Annotated in this window: 15 protein-coding genes and 2 pseudogenes; 7 read left to right on the top strand and 10 right to left on the bottom strand. The window is 61.9% G+C overall.

Features of this window, described 5'->3' with window-relative positions; translation table 11 throughout:
* Positions 1-182, top strand: a pseudogene (locus tag IZU87_RS09815) (IS3 family transposase); the annotation flags it as partial.
* 3 nt (positions 183-185) lie between these two features.
* Here IZU87_RS09815 and IZU87_RS09810 read toward each other — a convergent pair.
* Both IZU87_RS09810 and IZU87_RS09805 read right to left on the bottom strand, forming a co-directional pair.
* Positions 186-704: a hypothetical protein gene (locus IZU87_RS09810; RefSeq protein WP_213114378.1), complete on the bottom strand. Its 519-nt coding sequence runs from the start codon at positions 702-704 to the stop codon at positions 186-188.
* 80 nt (positions 705-784) lie between these two features.
* A pseudogene (locus tag IZU87_RS09805) lies at positions 785-1630 on the bottom strand (YifB family Mg chelatase-like AAA ATPase); the annotation flags it as partial.
* Positions 1631-2802: 1172 nt separating this feature from the next.
* Here IZU87_RS09805 and IZU87_RS09800 point away from each other — a divergent pair.
* Positions 2803-3081 carry a CBU_0592 family membrane protein gene (locus IZU87_RS09800; RefSeq protein ID WP_043331581.1) on the top strand — a complete coding sequence of 93 codons (279 nt, stop codon included), beginning with the start codon at positions 2803-2805 and terminating at the stop codon, positions 3079-3081.
* A 94-nt stretch (positions 3082-3175) separates the two neighbouring features.
* Here the strand turns inward: IZU87_RS09800 and IZU87_RS09795 are convergent, their stop codons facing one another.
* Positions 3176-3550 (bottom strand): accessory factor UbiK family protein, encoded by a 375-nt coding sequence (locus IZU87_RS09795; RefSeq protein ID WP_052384297.1) that lies wholly within the window; start codon positions 3548-3550, stop codon positions 3176-3178.
* A gap of 437 nt (positions 3551-3987) precedes the next feature.
* Here IZU87_RS09795 and IZU87_RS09790 point away from each other — a divergent pair, with 437 nt between their 5' ends.
* From IZU87_RS09790 to glnK, 3 genes are all read left to right on the top strand, one after another.
* Positions 3988-4326 (top strand): P-II family nitrogen regulator, encoded by a 339-nt coding sequence (locus tag IZU87_RS09790; protein WP_043331582.1) that lies wholly within the window; start codon positions 3988-3990, stop codon positions 4324-4326.
* Positions 4327-4357: 31 nt separating this feature from the next.
* A complete protein-coding gene (locus IZU87_RS09785; protein WP_043331583.1) occupies positions 4358-5605 on the top strand; it encodes an ammonium transporter AmtB in 1248 nt (415 codons plus the stop codon).
* A gap of 149 nt (positions 5606-5754) precedes the next feature.
* Positions 5755-6093: a P-II family nitrogen regulator gene (gene glnK, locus IZU87_RS09780; RefSeq protein ID WP_024951507.1), complete on the top strand. Its 339-nt coding sequence runs from the start codon at positions 5755-5757 to the stop codon at positions 6091-6093.
* Between the two features lie 163 nt (positions 6094-6256).
* Here the strand turns inward: glnK and IZU87_RS09775 are convergent, their stop codons facing one another.
* A complete protein-coding gene (locus tag IZU87_RS09775; RefSeq protein ID WP_043331585.1) occupies positions 6257-7033 on the bottom strand; it encodes a ferredoxin--NADP reductase in 777 nt (258 codons plus the stop codon).
* A gap of 289 nt (positions 7034-7322) precedes the next feature.
* Here IZU87_RS09775 and IZU87_RS09770 point away from each other — a divergent pair, with 289 nt between their 5' ends.
* A complete protein-coding gene (locus IZU87_RS09770) occupies positions 7323-8270 on the top strand; it encodes a LysR family transcriptional regulator (RefSeq protein WP_107335730.1) in 948 nt (315 codons plus the stop codon).
* 146 nt (positions 8271-8416) lie between these two features.
* Here IZU87_RS09770 and IZU87_RS09765 read toward each other — a convergent pair whose 3' ends face one another.
* A complete protein-coding gene (locus tag IZU87_RS09765; protein ID WP_043331587.1) occupies positions 8417-8845 on the bottom strand; it encodes a host attachment protein in 429 nt (142 codons plus the stop codon).
* A gap of 255 nt (positions 8846-9100) precedes the next feature.
* Positions 9101-11044 carry a methyl-accepting chemotaxis protein gene (locus tag IZU87_RS17700; RefSeq protein WP_249330518.1) on the bottom strand — a complete coding sequence of 648 codons (1944 nt, stop codon included), beginning with the start codon at positions 11042-11044 and terminating at the stop codon, positions 9101-9103.
* Positions 11045-11380: 336 nt separating this feature from the next.
* Here IZU87_RS17700 and IZU87_RS09755 point away from each other — a divergent pair, with 336 nt between their 5' ends.
* A complete protein-coding gene (locus IZU87_RS09755; protein WP_213114377.1) occupies positions 11381-11929 on the top strand; it encodes a hypothetical protein in 549 nt (182 codons plus the stop codon).
* A gap of 144 nt (positions 11930-12073) precedes the next feature.
* Here the strand turns inward: IZU87_RS09755 and IZU87_RS09750 are convergent, their stop codons facing one another.
* The 4 genes from IZU87_RS09750 to IZU87_RS09735 form a co-directional block, all read right to left on the bottom strand.
* Positions 12074-12802: an amino acid ABC transporter ATP-binding protein gene (locus IZU87_RS09750; RefSeq protein ID WP_043331784.1), complete on the bottom strand. Its 729-nt coding sequence runs from the start codon at positions 12800-12802 to the stop codon at positions 12074-12076.
* Positions 12803-12880: 78 nt separating this feature from the next.
* Positions 12881-14005 carry an amino acid ABC transporter permease gene (locus IZU87_RS09745; RefSeq protein ID WP_043331588.1) on the bottom strand — a complete coding sequence of 375 codons (1125 nt, stop codon included), beginning with the start codon at positions 14003-14005 and terminating at the stop codon, positions 12881-12883.
* A 10-nt stretch (positions 14006-14015) separates the two neighbouring features.
* The gene (locus IZU87_RS09740; protein WP_043331589.1) at positions 14016-15206 is read right to left on the bottom strand and encodes an amino acid ABC transporter permease; all 1191 of its coding nucleotides are present in this window, start codon (positions 15204-15206) and stop codon (positions 14016-14018) included.
* Positions 15207-15474: 268 nt separating this feature from the next.
* Complete coding sequence (locus tag IZU87_RS09735) at positions 15475-16500, bottom strand: amino acid ABC transporter substrate-binding protein (protein ID WP_054556406.1); 1026 nt, start codon at positions 16498-16500, stop codon at positions 15475-15477.
* Between the last annotated feature and the right edge of the window lie 16 nt (positions 16501-16516).

The following is a 16516-nucleotide window of genomic DNA, read 5'->3' as shown; positions in this document are numbered from 1 at the left end:
AAACGGAATGGATACCAGAGATCGGCTATCCCGATGTCGCTGCGGCGAAGCGATCTGTCACTGATTATATGATCGGTTACTACAGCAGCCTCAGGCCGCACAAGCATAACGATGGGATACCGCCGAACTTGGCAGAAAAGAACTACTGGAATGCTCAAAGCTCGGTGGCCAAAAACACTTGACCACTACACACGCTTGATTTCAGATGATCGACCGTAAACGCGTGCAAAAAATTCGGTGCAAGGGATGAGCAGATGTTTGCCATCTGGGAGGTCAAATTCAATCAGGTACGATTTGTGTTTTCTGTCCAGCGGTAAATAGCTTGCCTCATGAAAGGAGGTATAGAGGCTGCGCCCTGCTTTGTGCAAGTCGTCTAAGGAGACAATCCGCCAGCCGCCCGGAGAGAACGAAACAGGGAATGTTTTCTCCTCAAATGCGATGCGGGAGTTGCTCACGCCCTTTTCCCAGACGGAGCCGATTCTCAATAGTCCGACATGCGTTAAGACCGTCGTTCGCTTAATCACGTCTCCTAATTTGTTCTCCTGATCAATAGGTCTTAAAAATACATAAATTTTAGGGACGCTTTGTGAGCGGATATTTTTGAAGATAGGCCCGTACCACCAAACGACCAAGCGCTCAGTTTCGTCTTTAAGGGTGCCATCTTGAAAGCTAAAGGTTCTGGATTGTTTGAGAGAAACGGTCACAAGGGCGTGCTCTATGTAAACTCAACATAGAGATTGTCGCAGCAATTATTGTTTAGTCGCAACAATTGTTGAAAATGACAGCCACCGCCCACCAGCGCGACCCCACTGGCCGTGTGGTGCGGGGCGCGGAATGGCCGCTGCCCCCAGCGCTCCATGATCGGCAGACCACATACCGAGCGCACCGCCGCGACTTCCAGCGCCTCACCTTCGCCCAGTGGTGGCAAGATGCCGGACAGGCGACTGGCCAGCATCGTCTTGCCGGTGCCCGGCGGACCAGCAAATAGCAGGTTGTGGCCGCCGGCCGCGGCGATCTCCAATGCCCTGCGTGCCTGATGCTGGCCACGCACCTCACTCAGGTCGGGCTCCGGCAGGCGCGCCTGGGGAATGATCGAACACACATGCGGCGTGAGGCGCTCGCGCCCCAGCAGGTGAGCCACCAGCTCCAGCAGATGGCCCACCGCCAGTACTTCCAACTCCTCGGCGAGTGCCGCCTCGTCGGCATTGCCGCGCGGCACCACCAGCGTCCGCCCCGCCTTGCGACAGCAGAGCGCGGCTGGCAGCACACCAGTGACGGCACGGATGCTGCCATCCAGCGCCAGCTCGCCGAGGCACTCCATCGCTGCCACGGCCTCTTCCGGTATCTGCCCTGAGGCGACCAGAATCCCCAGCGCGATGGGCAGATCGAAGCGTCCGCCTTCCTTGGGGAGGTCCGCTGGCGCCAGATTGAGGGTGATGCGCCGCGCCGGAAACTCGAACCCGGCATTGAGCAGCGCACTGCGCACCCGCTCGCGACTCTCCTTCACCGCCGCTTCCGGCAAGCCGACGATGGACAGCCCCGGCAAGCCGTTGGAAAGGTGTACCTCCACCTGAACTTCCGGTGCCTCGAGACCAAGTGACGCGCGCGTGCGCAACATTGCCAATGACATGAGCCTTCCCTGCGTGATGCCGCCTCTCAGTTGCACGGCGCAATCGGAGCAGGCACTGGCCTGCCATGAGCACGAAGGCACACACCGCTGCCAACCCTCCCAGCATGGCAAACCTCATACTCCCCAGAAGGCGAGCGCCTCAACGCTCGGGCGCTCGACAATTGCCGCAAGGCTTCGCATACCCCCACGACACTGCCATGCGCCGCCTGGAAATCGTGTTCAGGTGACGATTCTGTTGCCTATAACGTAAATTTCTTTACGCCTCAGGCTCACGCAATTACTGGATACGTAACAAACAGACAGGCTGTGGATAATATTACATAATCATTGCGTGTGGACATTTTTTGAGCGCTCAAAACTTCATCATTCAAGGCACTGATACCATCGATGATCAAGCGAGCCAACGTCGGACCAGGACGCCCATAGCCCGATCTCAACCCACAAACACCAACCAACAGAAATTAAACCCAATAACTGCAGGCAGGGTGCTTGGACGATCGACTCAGTCGAGTGTTGAAAGCCATGTCAGAGATCAGATTGAGCCAGAGGAGCTCATGAGGCGCCTGGCGGAGAGGAATCAGAGAAGGCGCATGCGCTGCGTTCGAGGACTTTGCACGAGCATCGCGTCGTTGATGCCCGGGGATTGGCGCCTGAGGGCCTGGCGCTGGGTGACGGCTTACTGCTGCCTGGAGATTGAGAGCGTCTGGTGCCCTGCATCTGTGACTGCGGCTGCCATTTCAGCTTCACCCACCGCGACGCGCCCGGGGGCTGACGATGTGGGTCACTTGCCGGCATGACACTTACGCTGCCAGCATTGCCGACAAACGCTCGCGGCGAGTTAAAAGTAGCGATTTTGGCAGCATTTTCCACGCAAAAGCGCCTGTTTTGGCGCATTTCAGCGCCACCATTCGTCACATGGGCAAGGTGTGAGACCAGCTCGAGACCTGCCTGCACCAAGAAAGTGCTCATACAGGGGCGATAGCGCCCTCGAGAGAGCCACAAGAGTGCCGCCGGACGGGGACTGCTGTATATTTGATCGGTTGTCCCGGCCTCGCCGGGATGACCGCCAAGCTGTCTCACGGAACGCCGCCGATGCGCGGCAGAGAATCGTCCAACCCACGGAAAGGGCCAGCCATTCAGGACGACTTCGGCTTGTTTCAGGAGCACTACCCATGCAAGACATGCTTGCCCCGCTGGCATCCCTGGCGGATGTGATCGGCATGCTAGGCACCACTCTGGTCGTCGGCGCCTTCTTCCTGCTGCAGATCGGCAGACTCGATGCCCGCAGCCTGACCTACAACCTGATGAATCTGAGCGGGGCGATCCTGCTGTTGATCAGCCTGTGCATCAATTTCAACCTCGCCAGCTTCGTGATCGAGATCTTCTGGATCATCGCCTCAGTGGTAGGTCTGGTGCGCTGGATGCTGGGCACTCGCCCCCAGACAGCCTGAGGCCGCCCCTCAGAATCAGCGGCGCCCATGACGCAAAAAACCGCCACGCCCCGAAAGGGCGTGGCGGTTTTGGTTCAGCCGTCACCTGACGGAATCAGGCGTCGCGCTGGCGCTCGATTTCCGCGGCGTGACTGGCGGCTTCACGCTTCGCTACCGCGGCTTCCCCCTCGTCATCCACTGGCGTGGCGGGCTCGGCAGCCGGTGCATTGGCCGCTACCAGCCCCTGCTTCTCCAGCAGTGCCTCGAGGGCGATGACCTGCTTTTCCAGCGACTCGACGCGGCTGCGCGTACGCGTCAGCACATCCATCATGATGTCGAAGTCTTCACGCGAGACCAGTTCCATGCGGTCGAAGGCACCGCGCATCACCCCTTGCACGGACTTCTGCAGCTCTTCCGGGCCATGCGAGGCATCCTGCAGGCGCTCACCGATCTGCTGGGCCATACGCCCGATGACGTCATTCTTGAACATGCTGCACCTCAGCCGTTGCGGGCCGGCGGCCGCGTCGTGCGGACTGCCGGTCAGAAAATGATGACACCCCTGTACATGGGGCCGTCGTGTCCTGCTGCAAGGATACGCAACCCTGGAGTCGGGTGCATGCCCCGCATCGTCCTGCACCAGACAATCCTCATCGGCAGGCACACACCTGCACCACATTAGCACTTGCCCCCACACCCAAAGGCGCAGAAACAGCACCATTACGGTGCATGCCAGGTGACCTTCGGATTCAGCCATCTTTGCACGGGCCGAAAGACTGTCAGCCATCCTGCGATAACCAGATGAGTTACAAGGATTTTCAGCCGCATGGCACATCTCGTGCGATGCACTTGTCAGGAACAGGCCGCCAGCTCATCTAACTGGCCATGCTTAACAAGAATGATCATTCCGGTAGCGAACGGGGGCAGCACATGAAACTGATCACCGCCATCATCAAACCCTTCAAGTTGGACGACGTGCGAGAAGCACTGGCCGACAACGGCGTGCAGGGGATTACCGTCACCGAAGTGAAGGGCTTCGGACGTCAGAAGGGGCACACCGAGCTGTATCGCGGTGCCGAGTACGTCGTCGACTTCCTTCCCAAGGTCAAGATTGAAGTGGCTGTCGATGACAGCAGTGTGGAATCGGTACTGGACGCCATCACCCAGGCGGCCAACAGCGGCAAGATCGGCGACGGCAAGCTGTTCGTCACTCCGCTGGACGATGTCATCCGTATCCGCACCGGTGAACGCGGCGCCGACGCTGTCTGAGCCCCGCGCACAATAACAAGGAGAACCCCGCATGAACGAGATCATCGAGGTCAAGTACGCACTTGATACCTTCTACTTCCTGGTATGTGGCGCCCTGGTGCTATGGATGGCAGCCGGCTTTGCCATGCTCGAGGCCGGTCTGGTCCGCGCCAAGAACACCACCGAGATCCTGACCAAGAACGTGGCGCTGTTCGCCATCGCCTGCACCATGTACATGGTCGTCGGTTACCACATCATGTACTCGAGCGCCGAAGGCGGCTTCCTGCCGAGCCTGGGCTTCCTGATCGGTGCCGAGAATACCGCTGAGGAAGCGCTCGCTTCCGGTGGCGACATCTACTACAGCGCACGTTCCGACTTCTTCTTCCAGGTGGTGTTCGTGGCTACCGCCATGTCCATCGTCTCCGGTGCGGTCGCCGAGCGCATGAAGCTGTGGGCCTTCCTGGCCTTCGCCGTGGTCATGACCGGCGTCATCTATCCGGTGCAGGGTTACTGGACCTGGGGTGGCGGCTTCCTGAGCGCAGCGGGCTTCAGCGACTTCGCCGGCTCCGGCATCGTGCACATGGCCGGCGCTTCCGCCGCACTGGCAGGCGTGCTGCTGCTGGGTGCTCGCAAGGGCAAGTACGGCAAGAATGGCGAGATCAATGCCATCCCGGGCGCCAACCTGCCGCTGGCCACGCTGGGTACCTTCATCCTGTGGCTGGGATGGTTGGGCTTCAACGGCGGCTCCGAGCTGGTGCTGTCCAACATCGATGAGGCCAACGCGGTCGCTCAGGTCTTCGTCAACACCAATGCCGCTGCCTGTGGTGGTGTCATCGCCGCGCTGATCCTCGCCCGTCTGTGGTTCCGCAAGGCTGACCTGACCATGGCCCTCAACGGCGCACTGGCTGGCCTGGTCGCCATCACTGCGGGTCCGCTGGCACCGAGCGTCGGTGCTGCCACCCTGATCGGTGCCGTCGGCGGTCTGCTGGTCGTGTTCTCCATCGTCGGTCTCGACAAGCTGAAGATCGATGATCCGGTCGGCGCCATCTCCGTGCACGGTGTGGTCGGTCTCTGGGGTCTGCTGGCCGTGCCGCTGACCAATGACGATGCCACCTTCTCCGCACAGCTGCTGGGCGCCGCCTCCATCTTCGCCTGGGTGTTCATCGCAAGCTTCGTGGTGTGGCTGATCATCAAGGCCATCATGGGGATTCGCGTCAGCGAGGAAGAAGAGTACGAAGGTGTGGATCTGGCCGAATGTGGTATGGAGGCCTATCCGGAATTCACCTCCAGCCGCAAGTAAGCCTGGACGCGACAGCACCTGCAGCATCAAGACTCCCGCCACCTGGCGGGAGTCTTTTTTCCTGACTGGATAAGCGGTGTATGCTTGAGTCAGAGACCGGCGTGACGAGCAGGCCTCGTTACCCGCACCATCACCCAAGGAGAGACACGATGAAACTGGTCACTGCCATCATCAAGCCATTCAAGCTCGACGACGTGCGCGAATCCCTGTCGGAGATTGGCGTGCAGGGTATCACCGTGACCGAGGTCAAGGGATTCGGCCGCCAGAAGGGCCACACCGAGCTGTATCGGGGTGCCGAGTACGTGGTCGACTTCCTTCCCAAGGTGAAGCTGGAAGTTGCGGTGGATGACGCCATGATCGATTCCGTGATCGAGGCGATCACCAATGTCGCCAACACCGGCAAGATCGGCGACGGCAAGATCTTCGTCTCGCCGCTGGAGCAGGTCATTCGCATCCGTACCGGCGAGACCGGCAAGGACGCCGTCTGAGCCTCTGGCGCAAGCCCCTGGCACTGACGTGCTGCCCCGACGGGTGACATGAGCACACAAAAAAACCGCAGGCCATCGGCCTGCGGTTTTTTCGTTTCAGCACTTGCCGTTCATGCGTGATGCTCGCGGATCATGCTCTGCTGAGCCTCACTGCTCGACAAGCTTACTTCTCGACGAAGGCACGCTCGATCACGTAGTCACCCGGCACGCCCATCTTCGGCGAGATGGCGAAGCCGCGCGCATCCAGCATGGCGCTGATGTCGTCGAGCATCGCCGGGCTGCCACAGATCATGGCGCGGTCACGCTTCGGGTCCAGCGGCGGCAGACCGATATCCTCGAACAGCTTGCCGTTCTCGACCAGATCCGTGATGCGGCCCTGGTTGCGGAACTCCTCGCGCGTCACGGTCGGGTAGTAGATCAGCTTCTCGGCGATCTCTTCGCCCAGATACTCGTGCTTGGGCAGCTCTTCCGCGATCATGTCGGCATAGGCCAGCTCGGAGACATGGCGCACGCCGTGCATCAGGATGATCTTGTCATAGCGCTCATAGGTTTCCGGATCCTGGATGACGCTCAGGAACGGCGCCAGACCGGTGCCGGTGGAGAACAGGTAAAGGTTCTCGCCCGGCAGCAGGTCATCCAGTACCAGCGTGCCTGTCGGCTTGCGAGAGACCATGATCTGGTCGCCCGGCTGCAGGTGCTGCAGGCGTGAGGTCAGCGGGCCGTCCTGCACCTTGATGGAGAAGAACTCGAGGTGCTCCTCGTAGTTCGGGCTGGCGATCGAGTAGGCGCGCATCAGCGGCTTGCCTTCGACTTCCAGGCCGATCATCACGAACTGGCCGTTCTTGAAGCGCAGGCTGTCTTCACGCTGAGTGCGAAAGCTGAACAGCGAATCGTTCCAGTGATGGACGTCGATGACTTCGGTTGTGGTCAGACTGCTCACCTGATGGCCTCCCGGGGCGTGGCCCCTCGAATTCGATATTCTCTATTGGCATAAACAAATAACAGCTTATGACCCAATGAACTATGCAGCGATTGTAGTCACTGCAGGGTTATGCGTTAAATGGTTTATCTGGATATAGGTTATCTAGTTTACCAATATTGGTTGCGAATGAATCGCATTTCAACCTTGATCGTGCAGGGTCCGCCCGCTCTGACGGCGAATCCTGCGTTGCGTTCACTTTCGCCTCCTCATCTCTGCCCCTTCACTGCAGCATGCCCCAGGAGGTCGAATGCGCTACAGCCTTCGCCAGCTGGCCGTCTTCGTGGCGGTCGCGCGGCATGACAATGTCTCGCTGGCCGCCGACAGTCTGGCCATGTCGCAATCAGCGGCCAGTACGGCACTGGCCGAGCTGGAGCGTCAGTTCGATTGCCGGCTGTTCGATCGCCATGGCAAGCGCCTGCGGCTCAATGGTCTGGGGCGTGAGCTGCTGCCCAAGGCAATCGCGCTGCTGGACCAGGCCGAGGAACTGGAGCAGCTGCTCGGTCAGCAGGACGCCACCGGCTCGCTGGAGATCGGCGCGACGCTGACCATCGGCAACTATCTGGCGCCTCAGATCATCGGTGACTTTCTGCATCATCACCCCGCCAGTCGCGTCGAGCTGCACGTGCACAACACCCATCAGCTGATCGACAAGCTGGTGCACTTCGAACTGGACATCGGGCTGGTGGAAGGCGAGGTGGAGCATCCGCTGCTGGAGGCGACCCACTGGGTCAGTGATCGGCTGAGCATCTTCTGTGCGCCGTCACACCCGCTGGCACAGGGCGAGGTCACGCTTGAGCGCCTGCTGGCGGCACGCTGGATCATGCGCGAGCGTGGCTCCGGCACACGCGGCACCTTCGAGCAGGCATTGCGCCCACATCTGGACGGGCCTTCGACCAGCGTTTCCCAGCGCCTCGACATCATGCTGGAGCTGGAACATACCGAAGCCATCAAGCGTGCCGTGGAAGCGGGGCTCGGCATCGGCTGCATCTCGCGCCTCGCGCTGAGAGATGCCTTTCGGCGCGGCAGCCTCGTCGAGCTGCCCACTCCATGGCTGGAGCTGACCCGCGCCTACCGCTTCGTCCACCATCGTGATCGCTTCATCACCCAGGCGATGCGCGAATTCGTCGCCGGTTGCCGCAACCTGAGCGGCAGCGCCTCACGCAGTGACGAGATCATCCTGCCGCAGGTACCGTGATTCGCACATGCACGGCCTTCAGCAACCGAGCCTGCTGACACTACCACCTCACGTCATGAGGCTCACAACAATAGTGACTGCTCACACACAGACGCCGCCAGCGTTTCCGCTGGCGGCGTCCTGGTCTCTGGATGACGGGGGAGTGATCAGTGAGTCAGGCCGGTGAAACGTGCCTTGATCTCATCAGCGCTCTCGTGGGAGAGGTCCTTGTCGACGGTTTCCGTCACCAGCTTGGCAACCGGCTTGTCGAGCTTGTCGCGCAGCGCCCCCAGGAACTTGGGAGCAGCGGCGATGATCAGCTGATCGAACTTGCCGTCATTGGCCGTCTGCTTGAGGTATTGCGCGACTTCCTTGGCGAAGAAGTCCTGATGCTTGTCAGAGGTCGCGCCATCATCGCCAGTCTGATGCAGGCTGCCGTGCCCGCCGCTGGATTCACCCTTGCCACCGGTTCTCAGGTCACCGGTATGCTGGCGGCTTTCAGGATGTACGAGGCTTTCCACTTCGGTGACCTTGCCAGCGGCACGGGCAAAGATACGTGCACGTGCGGCGTCGGCAGCAACGATGTAAGTAACCATTTACACACTCCCTGTCTCTCGTGAGGCGTCGTTGATGAAGAATGACGATCATCGCTTCGCTTTCAATTGACTACATGCTGGCACCCTTGCGCACATTCAACCCTTGCCGCTCATTTCCCGCACACTGCCCCGCCAGCCCGCCCCCTGAAGGTCGACAGGCAAGCAGATAACCAAAAACGCCAGGGCCGCCCCGAAGGGCGGCCCTGGCGTCTGATGCCTGTCACTGGCGACTAACAGGCTCGCATGCTGACGGCCTTACCAGGCTTGCCAATCCAGCTCCTCCGATGCGACGGGGCTGGCAGCGCGGGGACGGGAGCCCTGTGCGGACAGGGTGCCTGCGCTGCGCGGCGCCATTGCGGGCGGCTGTGCAGGGCCATCCAGACGGAAGCGGCCCACCATCTCGGCCAGACGCGCCGACTGCTCGGAGAGCGCATCCGCTGCCGCGGCAGATTCCTCCACCAGCGCCGCATTCTGCTGTGTCACCTGGTCCAGCTCGGCCACGGCGCTGGAGACCTGTCCGACACCGTGATTCTGCTCCTGGGTGGCATGGCTGATCTCGCCGATCACCTCACTGACACGCATGACGCTGGCGACGATCTCGTTCATGGTGCTGCCGGCCACCCTGACCTGTTCGGCACCATTGCGCGTGCGCTCATTGGCGGAGCTGATCAGCGTGGCGATTTCCCGCGAGGCCTCGGAAGAGCGCTGGGCGAGGGTACGTACCTCACCGGCCACCACCGCGAAGCCACGCCCCTGCTCGCCGGCGCGGGCCGCCTCGACGGAGGCATTCAATGCCAGCAGGTTGGTCTGGAAGGCGATGGAGTCCATGACACTGACGATCTCGGTGATCTTGCGCGAGTCGTCATCGATGCCCTGCATGGTGGTGACGACCTCTCCGATCACCTCACCCCCGCGACGCGCGACCTCACTGGCCGACTTGGCCAGCCCGTCAGCTTCATGTGCGGAGTCCGCGGACTGGGCGACGGTGCCGGAAATCTGCTCCATCGAGGCCGAGGTTTCCTGCAGATTGGCCGCCGCCTGCTCGGTACGTGACGACAGATCCTGACTGCCCTGGCTGATCTCGGCGGCGGCGGTCTGTACCGCGCCGCTGGCGAGGCGAATCTCGCTGAGCACGCCATTGAGGGTCGAGACGAAGCGATTGAAGGCATTGCCGATCTCGGCGACTTCATCACGCCCGCTGACCTGAATGCGCCGCGTGAGATCGCCCTCGCCCGCGGCGATATCCACCAGTGCATCACGCACCAGCGCCAGGCCGCGCAGACTGCGGCTGGCGATCCACGACATCACGGCGGCCGCCCCCAGCAACACCAGCAGCGTCATGGCCAGCGTGGTCCACAGCTGGGCATAAAGCGGTGCATCCGAGTCGGCCACATCCAGGGCCAGCGCCAGACGCCAGCCGGTATCTCCCAGCCCTGCCGAATCCAGCTCGGCACTGAACATGCGGTAGTCACGCTGCTGGATATCGACCACCAGTGCCGACTGGCCGGCGGCCACCAGGCGATTGCTGCTGGCCAGGGTCTCGGGCGTCAGCGCCGATGCGAGTGAACTCATCGGCTTGAGCACCAGGGCATCATCCGGGTGGGCGATCAGCGTGCCGGTATCGTCGATCAGGAAGGCGAAGCTGTTGGGCGTCGGCGAGAGTTCGGCGACCGTGCGGGTGATGAACGCCAGCGGCAGATCACCACTGACCACGGCGACCAGCCGTGAGCCGCGATAGACCGGCGCCGCCACGCTGATTTCCAGTTCGCCACTGGTGGCACCGACATAGGGCGCCGTGATGACGGGCTTGCCGGTCGCCACCGCCGCCTGATACCAGCCACGTTGGCGCGGGTCATAACCTGCCCGCCCCGGGCGCCCATCGAAGTAGCGGAAACGACCATCCGGGAAGCCGACATAGGTCTTGCTGAAGTCGCCCTGCTTCATCGCCTGGGTCAAGGCGGCATCGGGGAAGTTCTCGAGGCTACTGGCCGCGATGCCGCTCACCGCATTGATATGCACGCTGAACCACTGACTCAGCTGGGCGGCGTTCGATCTCAGCAACTGTTGCTGGTAGTCGCTCTCATCGGCATGCGTATTGCGGAACGTGGTCCAGGCATTCAGGCTGCTGACGACCACCAGCGCCACCAGCACTATCGCCACACAGGCTAACGTGATGCGCGCACGTAACGAGGCAAACATCGCCACTCCTTGGTTCAAATCCATCGGGAAGGGGGCCGGGGGCCGCCAGCGCAGAGCACGGCGGTCTGCCCCTCGGTGGCAAGGCATGCAGGCATGCGGTGTACCGGCGTCATCATCGGTACGTGCCGCCCTCTGTATCGGCATGCCCGGCCTTTCCTTTACCCCGCCAGCCGCATGCAACGCTCCTCCATCGTTGCCGGAACCGACACTGGCGTCGCGACTCCCGGACATGACGTCGATGGCGAAGTGCGTGCTAACATCCGCCCAACGCGGGGTGCCGCCTGCCCGTCTGCCACCGCTCCCCTCATCCTGTGGTCTTTTCTCGGAGAAGTTTCGATGCGCAATCTGCTCCTGATGCGCCGCCCGCTGCCCCGGCGCGTGCTGGTCACCGCTCACCTGATGCTGCAGCTGGGATTGCTGGCGGCTGCCTGCGGCTGGACGCTGCAGCACTTGACGCCCATCGGGCCTGACAACTCGCTGGTCGCGCAGTGGCCGGTACTGGCACAGGGTGTCGGCGGCTTCCTGCTGGCCTTCGTGATGACGCGCCTGCTGTTCGAGTTGCTGATGGCGCCGCATCACCTGCTGAGCATTCGCGGGGCCAATCACACCCTGGATGCCGCGGCGCTGGTGACGCGCTCCATCTCGCGCCGCCCGGCGGTGCACGACAATGACGACAGCTGGGTCGGCAAGCCGCGCAGCGTCACCTGGCCGCGCGAAGGCGAAGAAGCCCCCGCTGCCACAGCGGCGGCAACGACATCTGCCGATACACCTGCCGCTGCATCGCCCAAGGCCGCGGCCAAGCCGCAGGAGCCAAGCCTGGGCAGCGATGAAGAGCTGCCAGACACCAGCAGCAGCGAAGTACGCCGCACCGAGCCCAGCCTCTAAACGAGCCTCTTTATCCAGAGGTGCGAGATGACAGTGAGCGCCCACTGACTTCCTTTCGGCTCACACACGAAAACGCCCCGCGTGATGGAAATCACGCGGGGCGTTTTCTTTTTACGGCTTATAGCATCCGATCGGTCCGTGGCCTCAATGCCCCAGAATCTGGCTGAGGAACAGCTGGGTCCGCTCGGACTGCGGGTTGTTGAAGAACGGCTCCGGCGCGTTCTCTTCAATGATCTGGCCCTGATCCATGAAGATGACGCGGTCGGCGACGGTCTTGGCGAAGCCCATCTCGTGGGTCACGCACAGCATGGTCATGCCTTCATTGGCCAGTTCGACCATGACATCCAGCACTTCCTTGATCATCTCCGGGTCCAGCGCCGAGGTCGGCTCATCGAACAGCATCACCTCCGGGCTCAGACACAGCGAGCGCGCGATCGCGACACGCTGCTGCTGGCCACCGGACAGCTGACCGGGGAACTTGTGGGCCTGATCAGCGATGCGCACGCGCTCCAGGTACTTCATGGCTTCGGCTTCCGCCTCGCGGCGCGGCCGCTTCTGCACCCAGATCGGCGCCAGACAGCAGTTCTCGAGCACCGTCAGGTGCGGGAACAGGTTGAAGTGCTGGAACACCATGCCGACGTTGCGACGGATCGCCTCGATCTGCTTGATGTCCTGGGTCAGCGGCATGCCGTTGACCACGATATCGCCTTCCTGATGCTCCTCGAGATGATTGATGCAGCGGATCATCGTCGACTTGCCGGACCCCGAAGGGCCACAGATGACGATACGTTCGCCCTTGCGCACGCTCAGGTTGATGTCGCGCAGCACGTGGAAGTCGCCGTACCACTTGTTGAGGCCCTTGAGCTCGATCATCGGGCGCTCATCGGCGCCGGTGTTGCCCTGCGAGGCGGATGTTGTCGTTGTCATGATGAAGATTCCTTGGCGCCGTGATCAGCGCTTCTTGTGACCGGTATGCAGCAGGCGCTCGAGATACTGGCTGTAGCGCGACATGCTGAAGCAGAAGACCCAGAAGACCAGCGCCACGAAGGCGTAGCCCTCGATGGAGTAGCCCAGCCATTTGGGGTCGGCGAGACCGGCCTGCACGATGGCGAGCAGATCGAAGAGCCCGATGATCAGTACCAGCGAGGTGTCCTTGAACAGGGCGATGAAGGTATTCACGATGCCGGGAATCATCAGCTTGAGCGCCTGGGGCAGCACGATCAGCCCCATGTTGCGCCAGTAGCCCAGCCCCAGCGCCATGCCGGCCTCGGTCTGTCCCTTCGGGATCGCCTGCAGGCCACCACGCACCACTTCCGCCATGTAGGCACTCTGGAACAGGGTGATGCCGATCAGCGCGCGCACCAGCTTGTCGAGATTGACCTCACCGGGCACGAACAGCGGCAGCATCACCGAGGCCATGAACAGCACCGTGATGAGCGGCACGCCGCGCCAGAACTCGATGAACACCACACAGATGCTTTTCACGATCGGCATCTCGGAGCGACGCCCCAGCGCCAGCAGGATCCCCAGCGGCAGTGCCGCCACGATACCCACCACCGCCAGCACCAGTGTCAGCATCAGGCCGCCCCACTCGTGGGTACCGACGATCTCGAGGCCGAAGCTGCCGCCATGCAGCAGGAAGTAGGCGATGAAGGGGAACACCGCCAGGCTGACGATGGCGACCCAGCCCTTGGCCGGCAGCTTCGGAATCGCCAGCCAGGCGATCAGAGCCGCAAAGACGGCGAAGACGATATCGACCCGCCAGGTTTCCTCACTCGGGTAGAAGCCGTAGATGAACTGATCGAGACGCGCACTGATGAATACCCAGCAGGCGCCCTCCCCCGTGCAGTCCTCTCGTGAGGTGCCGCTCCAGCTGGCATCGATCAGCGCCCATTGCAGGCTGGGCACCACCAGCAGATAGACCAGATACAGCGCGAACAGCGTGAACAGCGTATTGATCGGTCCGGCGAACAGATTGCTGCGCAACCAGGCCACCGCGCCGATGCTGTCGCTCGGCGCCGGACGGGAATCGATCATCTTCTCGGTGACCCGTGACAGGGTCTTTTCAATCGACATGGGCAGACCCTCAGCGCTCGACCAACGCCATGCGGGCGTTGAACCAGTTCATGAACATGGAGACCAGCAGACTGATGGTCAGATAGACCAGCATCGTCATGGCGATCACCTCGATGGCCTGACCGGTCTGGTTGAGCGTGGTACCCGCGAAGACCGAGACCAGATCGGGATAGCCGATGGCCGTGGCCAGCGACGAGTTCTTGATCAGGTTCAGGTACTGGCTGGTCAGCGGCGGGATGATGACGCGCAGCGCCTGCGGCACCACCACCAGACGCAGTGTCATGCCACCGGACAGCGACAGCGCCCGTGACGCTTCGGTCTGGCCGTGCGGTACCGCTTCGATGCCGGAACGCACGATCTCGGCGATGAAGGCAGCGGTATAGACCGACAACGCGACCCACAGGGCGAGGAACTCGGGGACGACCGTGATACCGCCACGGAAGTTGAAGCCCTTGAGTTCCGGCAGCTCCCAGCTCAGCGGCATGCCCATCGCGAAGTAGGCCAGCAGCGGCGCCACGATGATCAGGCCGAGCGAGATCCAGCCCGCCGGCAGGCGCTGTCCGGTACGTGCCTGACGCTGGCGGTTCCAGTAGCTGAAGATGCCGCTGGCGACGACGGCCAGCACGAACACGGCAATCACCACCGAGAAACCGCTGGAGGTGATGGGCGCCGGCACGAACAGGCCGCGAACATTGAGGAAGAACGCCTCGCCCAGCGACAGCGAGCCACGCGGACTCGGCAGGGTTCTCAGGACGGCGAAATACCAGAAGAAGATCTGCAGCAGCAGCGGGATATTGCGGAAGACTTCGATATAGACCGCCGCCAGTCGTGAGATCAGCCAGTTGGGGGACAGGCGCGCGACCCCCATGACGAAGCCGATCACGGTCGCGGCGATGACACCCAGTGCGGATATCAACAAGGTATTGAGCAGGCCGACGATGAAGGTATCGCCATAGGTGGATTGCTCGGAATAGTCGATCAGGCTCTGCAGGATGCCAAAGCCTGCGGTGTTGTCCAGAAAGGCAAAGCCGGTGGTGATGCCACGGCTTTCGAGGTTGGTCAGGGTATTGCTGACGATGATCGCCAACACACCGAACACGCCTGCCAGCATCAATAGCTGGAAGATCAGTGCCCGCTTGGCCGGGTCACGCCAGAATGGCGGCTTGACCGTGGCCGGCGGGCGAGAAGCAGGTTGTGTCATACAGGCAATCTCCGCCGGAAAGCTATGCGACTTCCGCCTGCCGTCCTATCGAACGGCAGATCAGTTATCTCTCGGCACTCGATGAATGGGTCACGAGGAACAGGCTGGGCCTCACAGGCCGGGGCTCATGTGGGGCCTCTTGTTGCCGGGCCCCACATGACGCTGGCCAGAGGAAGTGGAGCAAGACGCTCACTTCCCCTGGCCAGCGTCCTTGCTCAGCCTGTCATGAGGGGCAAGGCCCACCCGCAGTACAGGGCGAGCCCGCGCATCAGCGAACCGGCGGGGCGTACTGGACGCCGCCATCGGTCCACAGTGCGTTCAAGCCGCGCTCGATACCCAGTGCGGAGCCGGTACCGACGTTGCGCTCGAACATCTGGCCGTAGTTACCGACCTGCTTGATGACCTGGTAGGCCCAGTCAGCCGGCAGCCCCATGGCTTCCCCGTAGTTGCCATCGGCACCGACCAGGCGCGCGACGTTCGGGTTGGTGTCCGACTTCTTCTCTTCGATGTTGTCGGAGCTCAGCCCCATCTCTTCGGCGTTGATCTGGGCGAACAGGGTCCATTTGACGATGTTGAACCACTGGTCATCACCCTGACGGACGACGGGGCCCAGCGGTTCCTTGGAGATGACTTCCGGCAACACCATCGCGGAGGCCGGATCGGAGAGCTTGATACGCAGCGCGTAGAGCTGGGATTGGTCGGAGGTCAGGACGTCACAACGACCGGCTTCGAAGCCCTTGACGGTCTGGTCGGAGGTATCGAAGACGACCGGCTCGAAGGACATGTCGTTCATGCGGAAATAGTCCGCCAGGTTGAGCTCGGTGGTGGTACCGGACTGGATGCAGACGGCTGCCCCGTCCAGCTCCTTGGCACTGGAGACGCCCAGGTCCTTGCTTACCATGAAGCCCTGGCCGTCGTAATAGTTCACGCCAGCGAAGTTGAGGCCCAGTGAGGTGTCACGGGTCGCCGTCCAGGTGGTGTTGCGGGACAGGACATCAATCTCGCCGGACTGCAGCGCGGTGAAACGCTCCTTGGCCGTCAGCGGTACATAGCGCACCTTGCTGGCATCGCCCAGCACGGCTGCCGCGACGCCGCGGCAGACGTCGACATCAAGGCCCTGCCAGTTACCGGCGTCATCCGGTGCCGAGAAGCCCGGCAAGCCGGTGCTGACGCCACACTGGACAAAGCCCTTTTCCTTGACGCTATCCAGGGTCGCGGCACTGGCGCCTGTCGCCATGGAGGCGGCCAGGACAGCGGCGCTAGCGATCAGCAGTGGCTTCTTGTTGTTATGCATCGTGATTCCCTCGCGA

The sequence above is a fragment of the Cobetia sp. MC34 genome (assembly GCF_018340035.1).
Classification (GTDB): Bacteria; Pseudomonadota; Gammaproteobacteria; order Pseudomonadales; family Halomonadaceae; genus Cobetia; species Cobetia amphilecti.
This window is presented reverse-complemented; position numbering and strand designations above follow the sequence as displayed.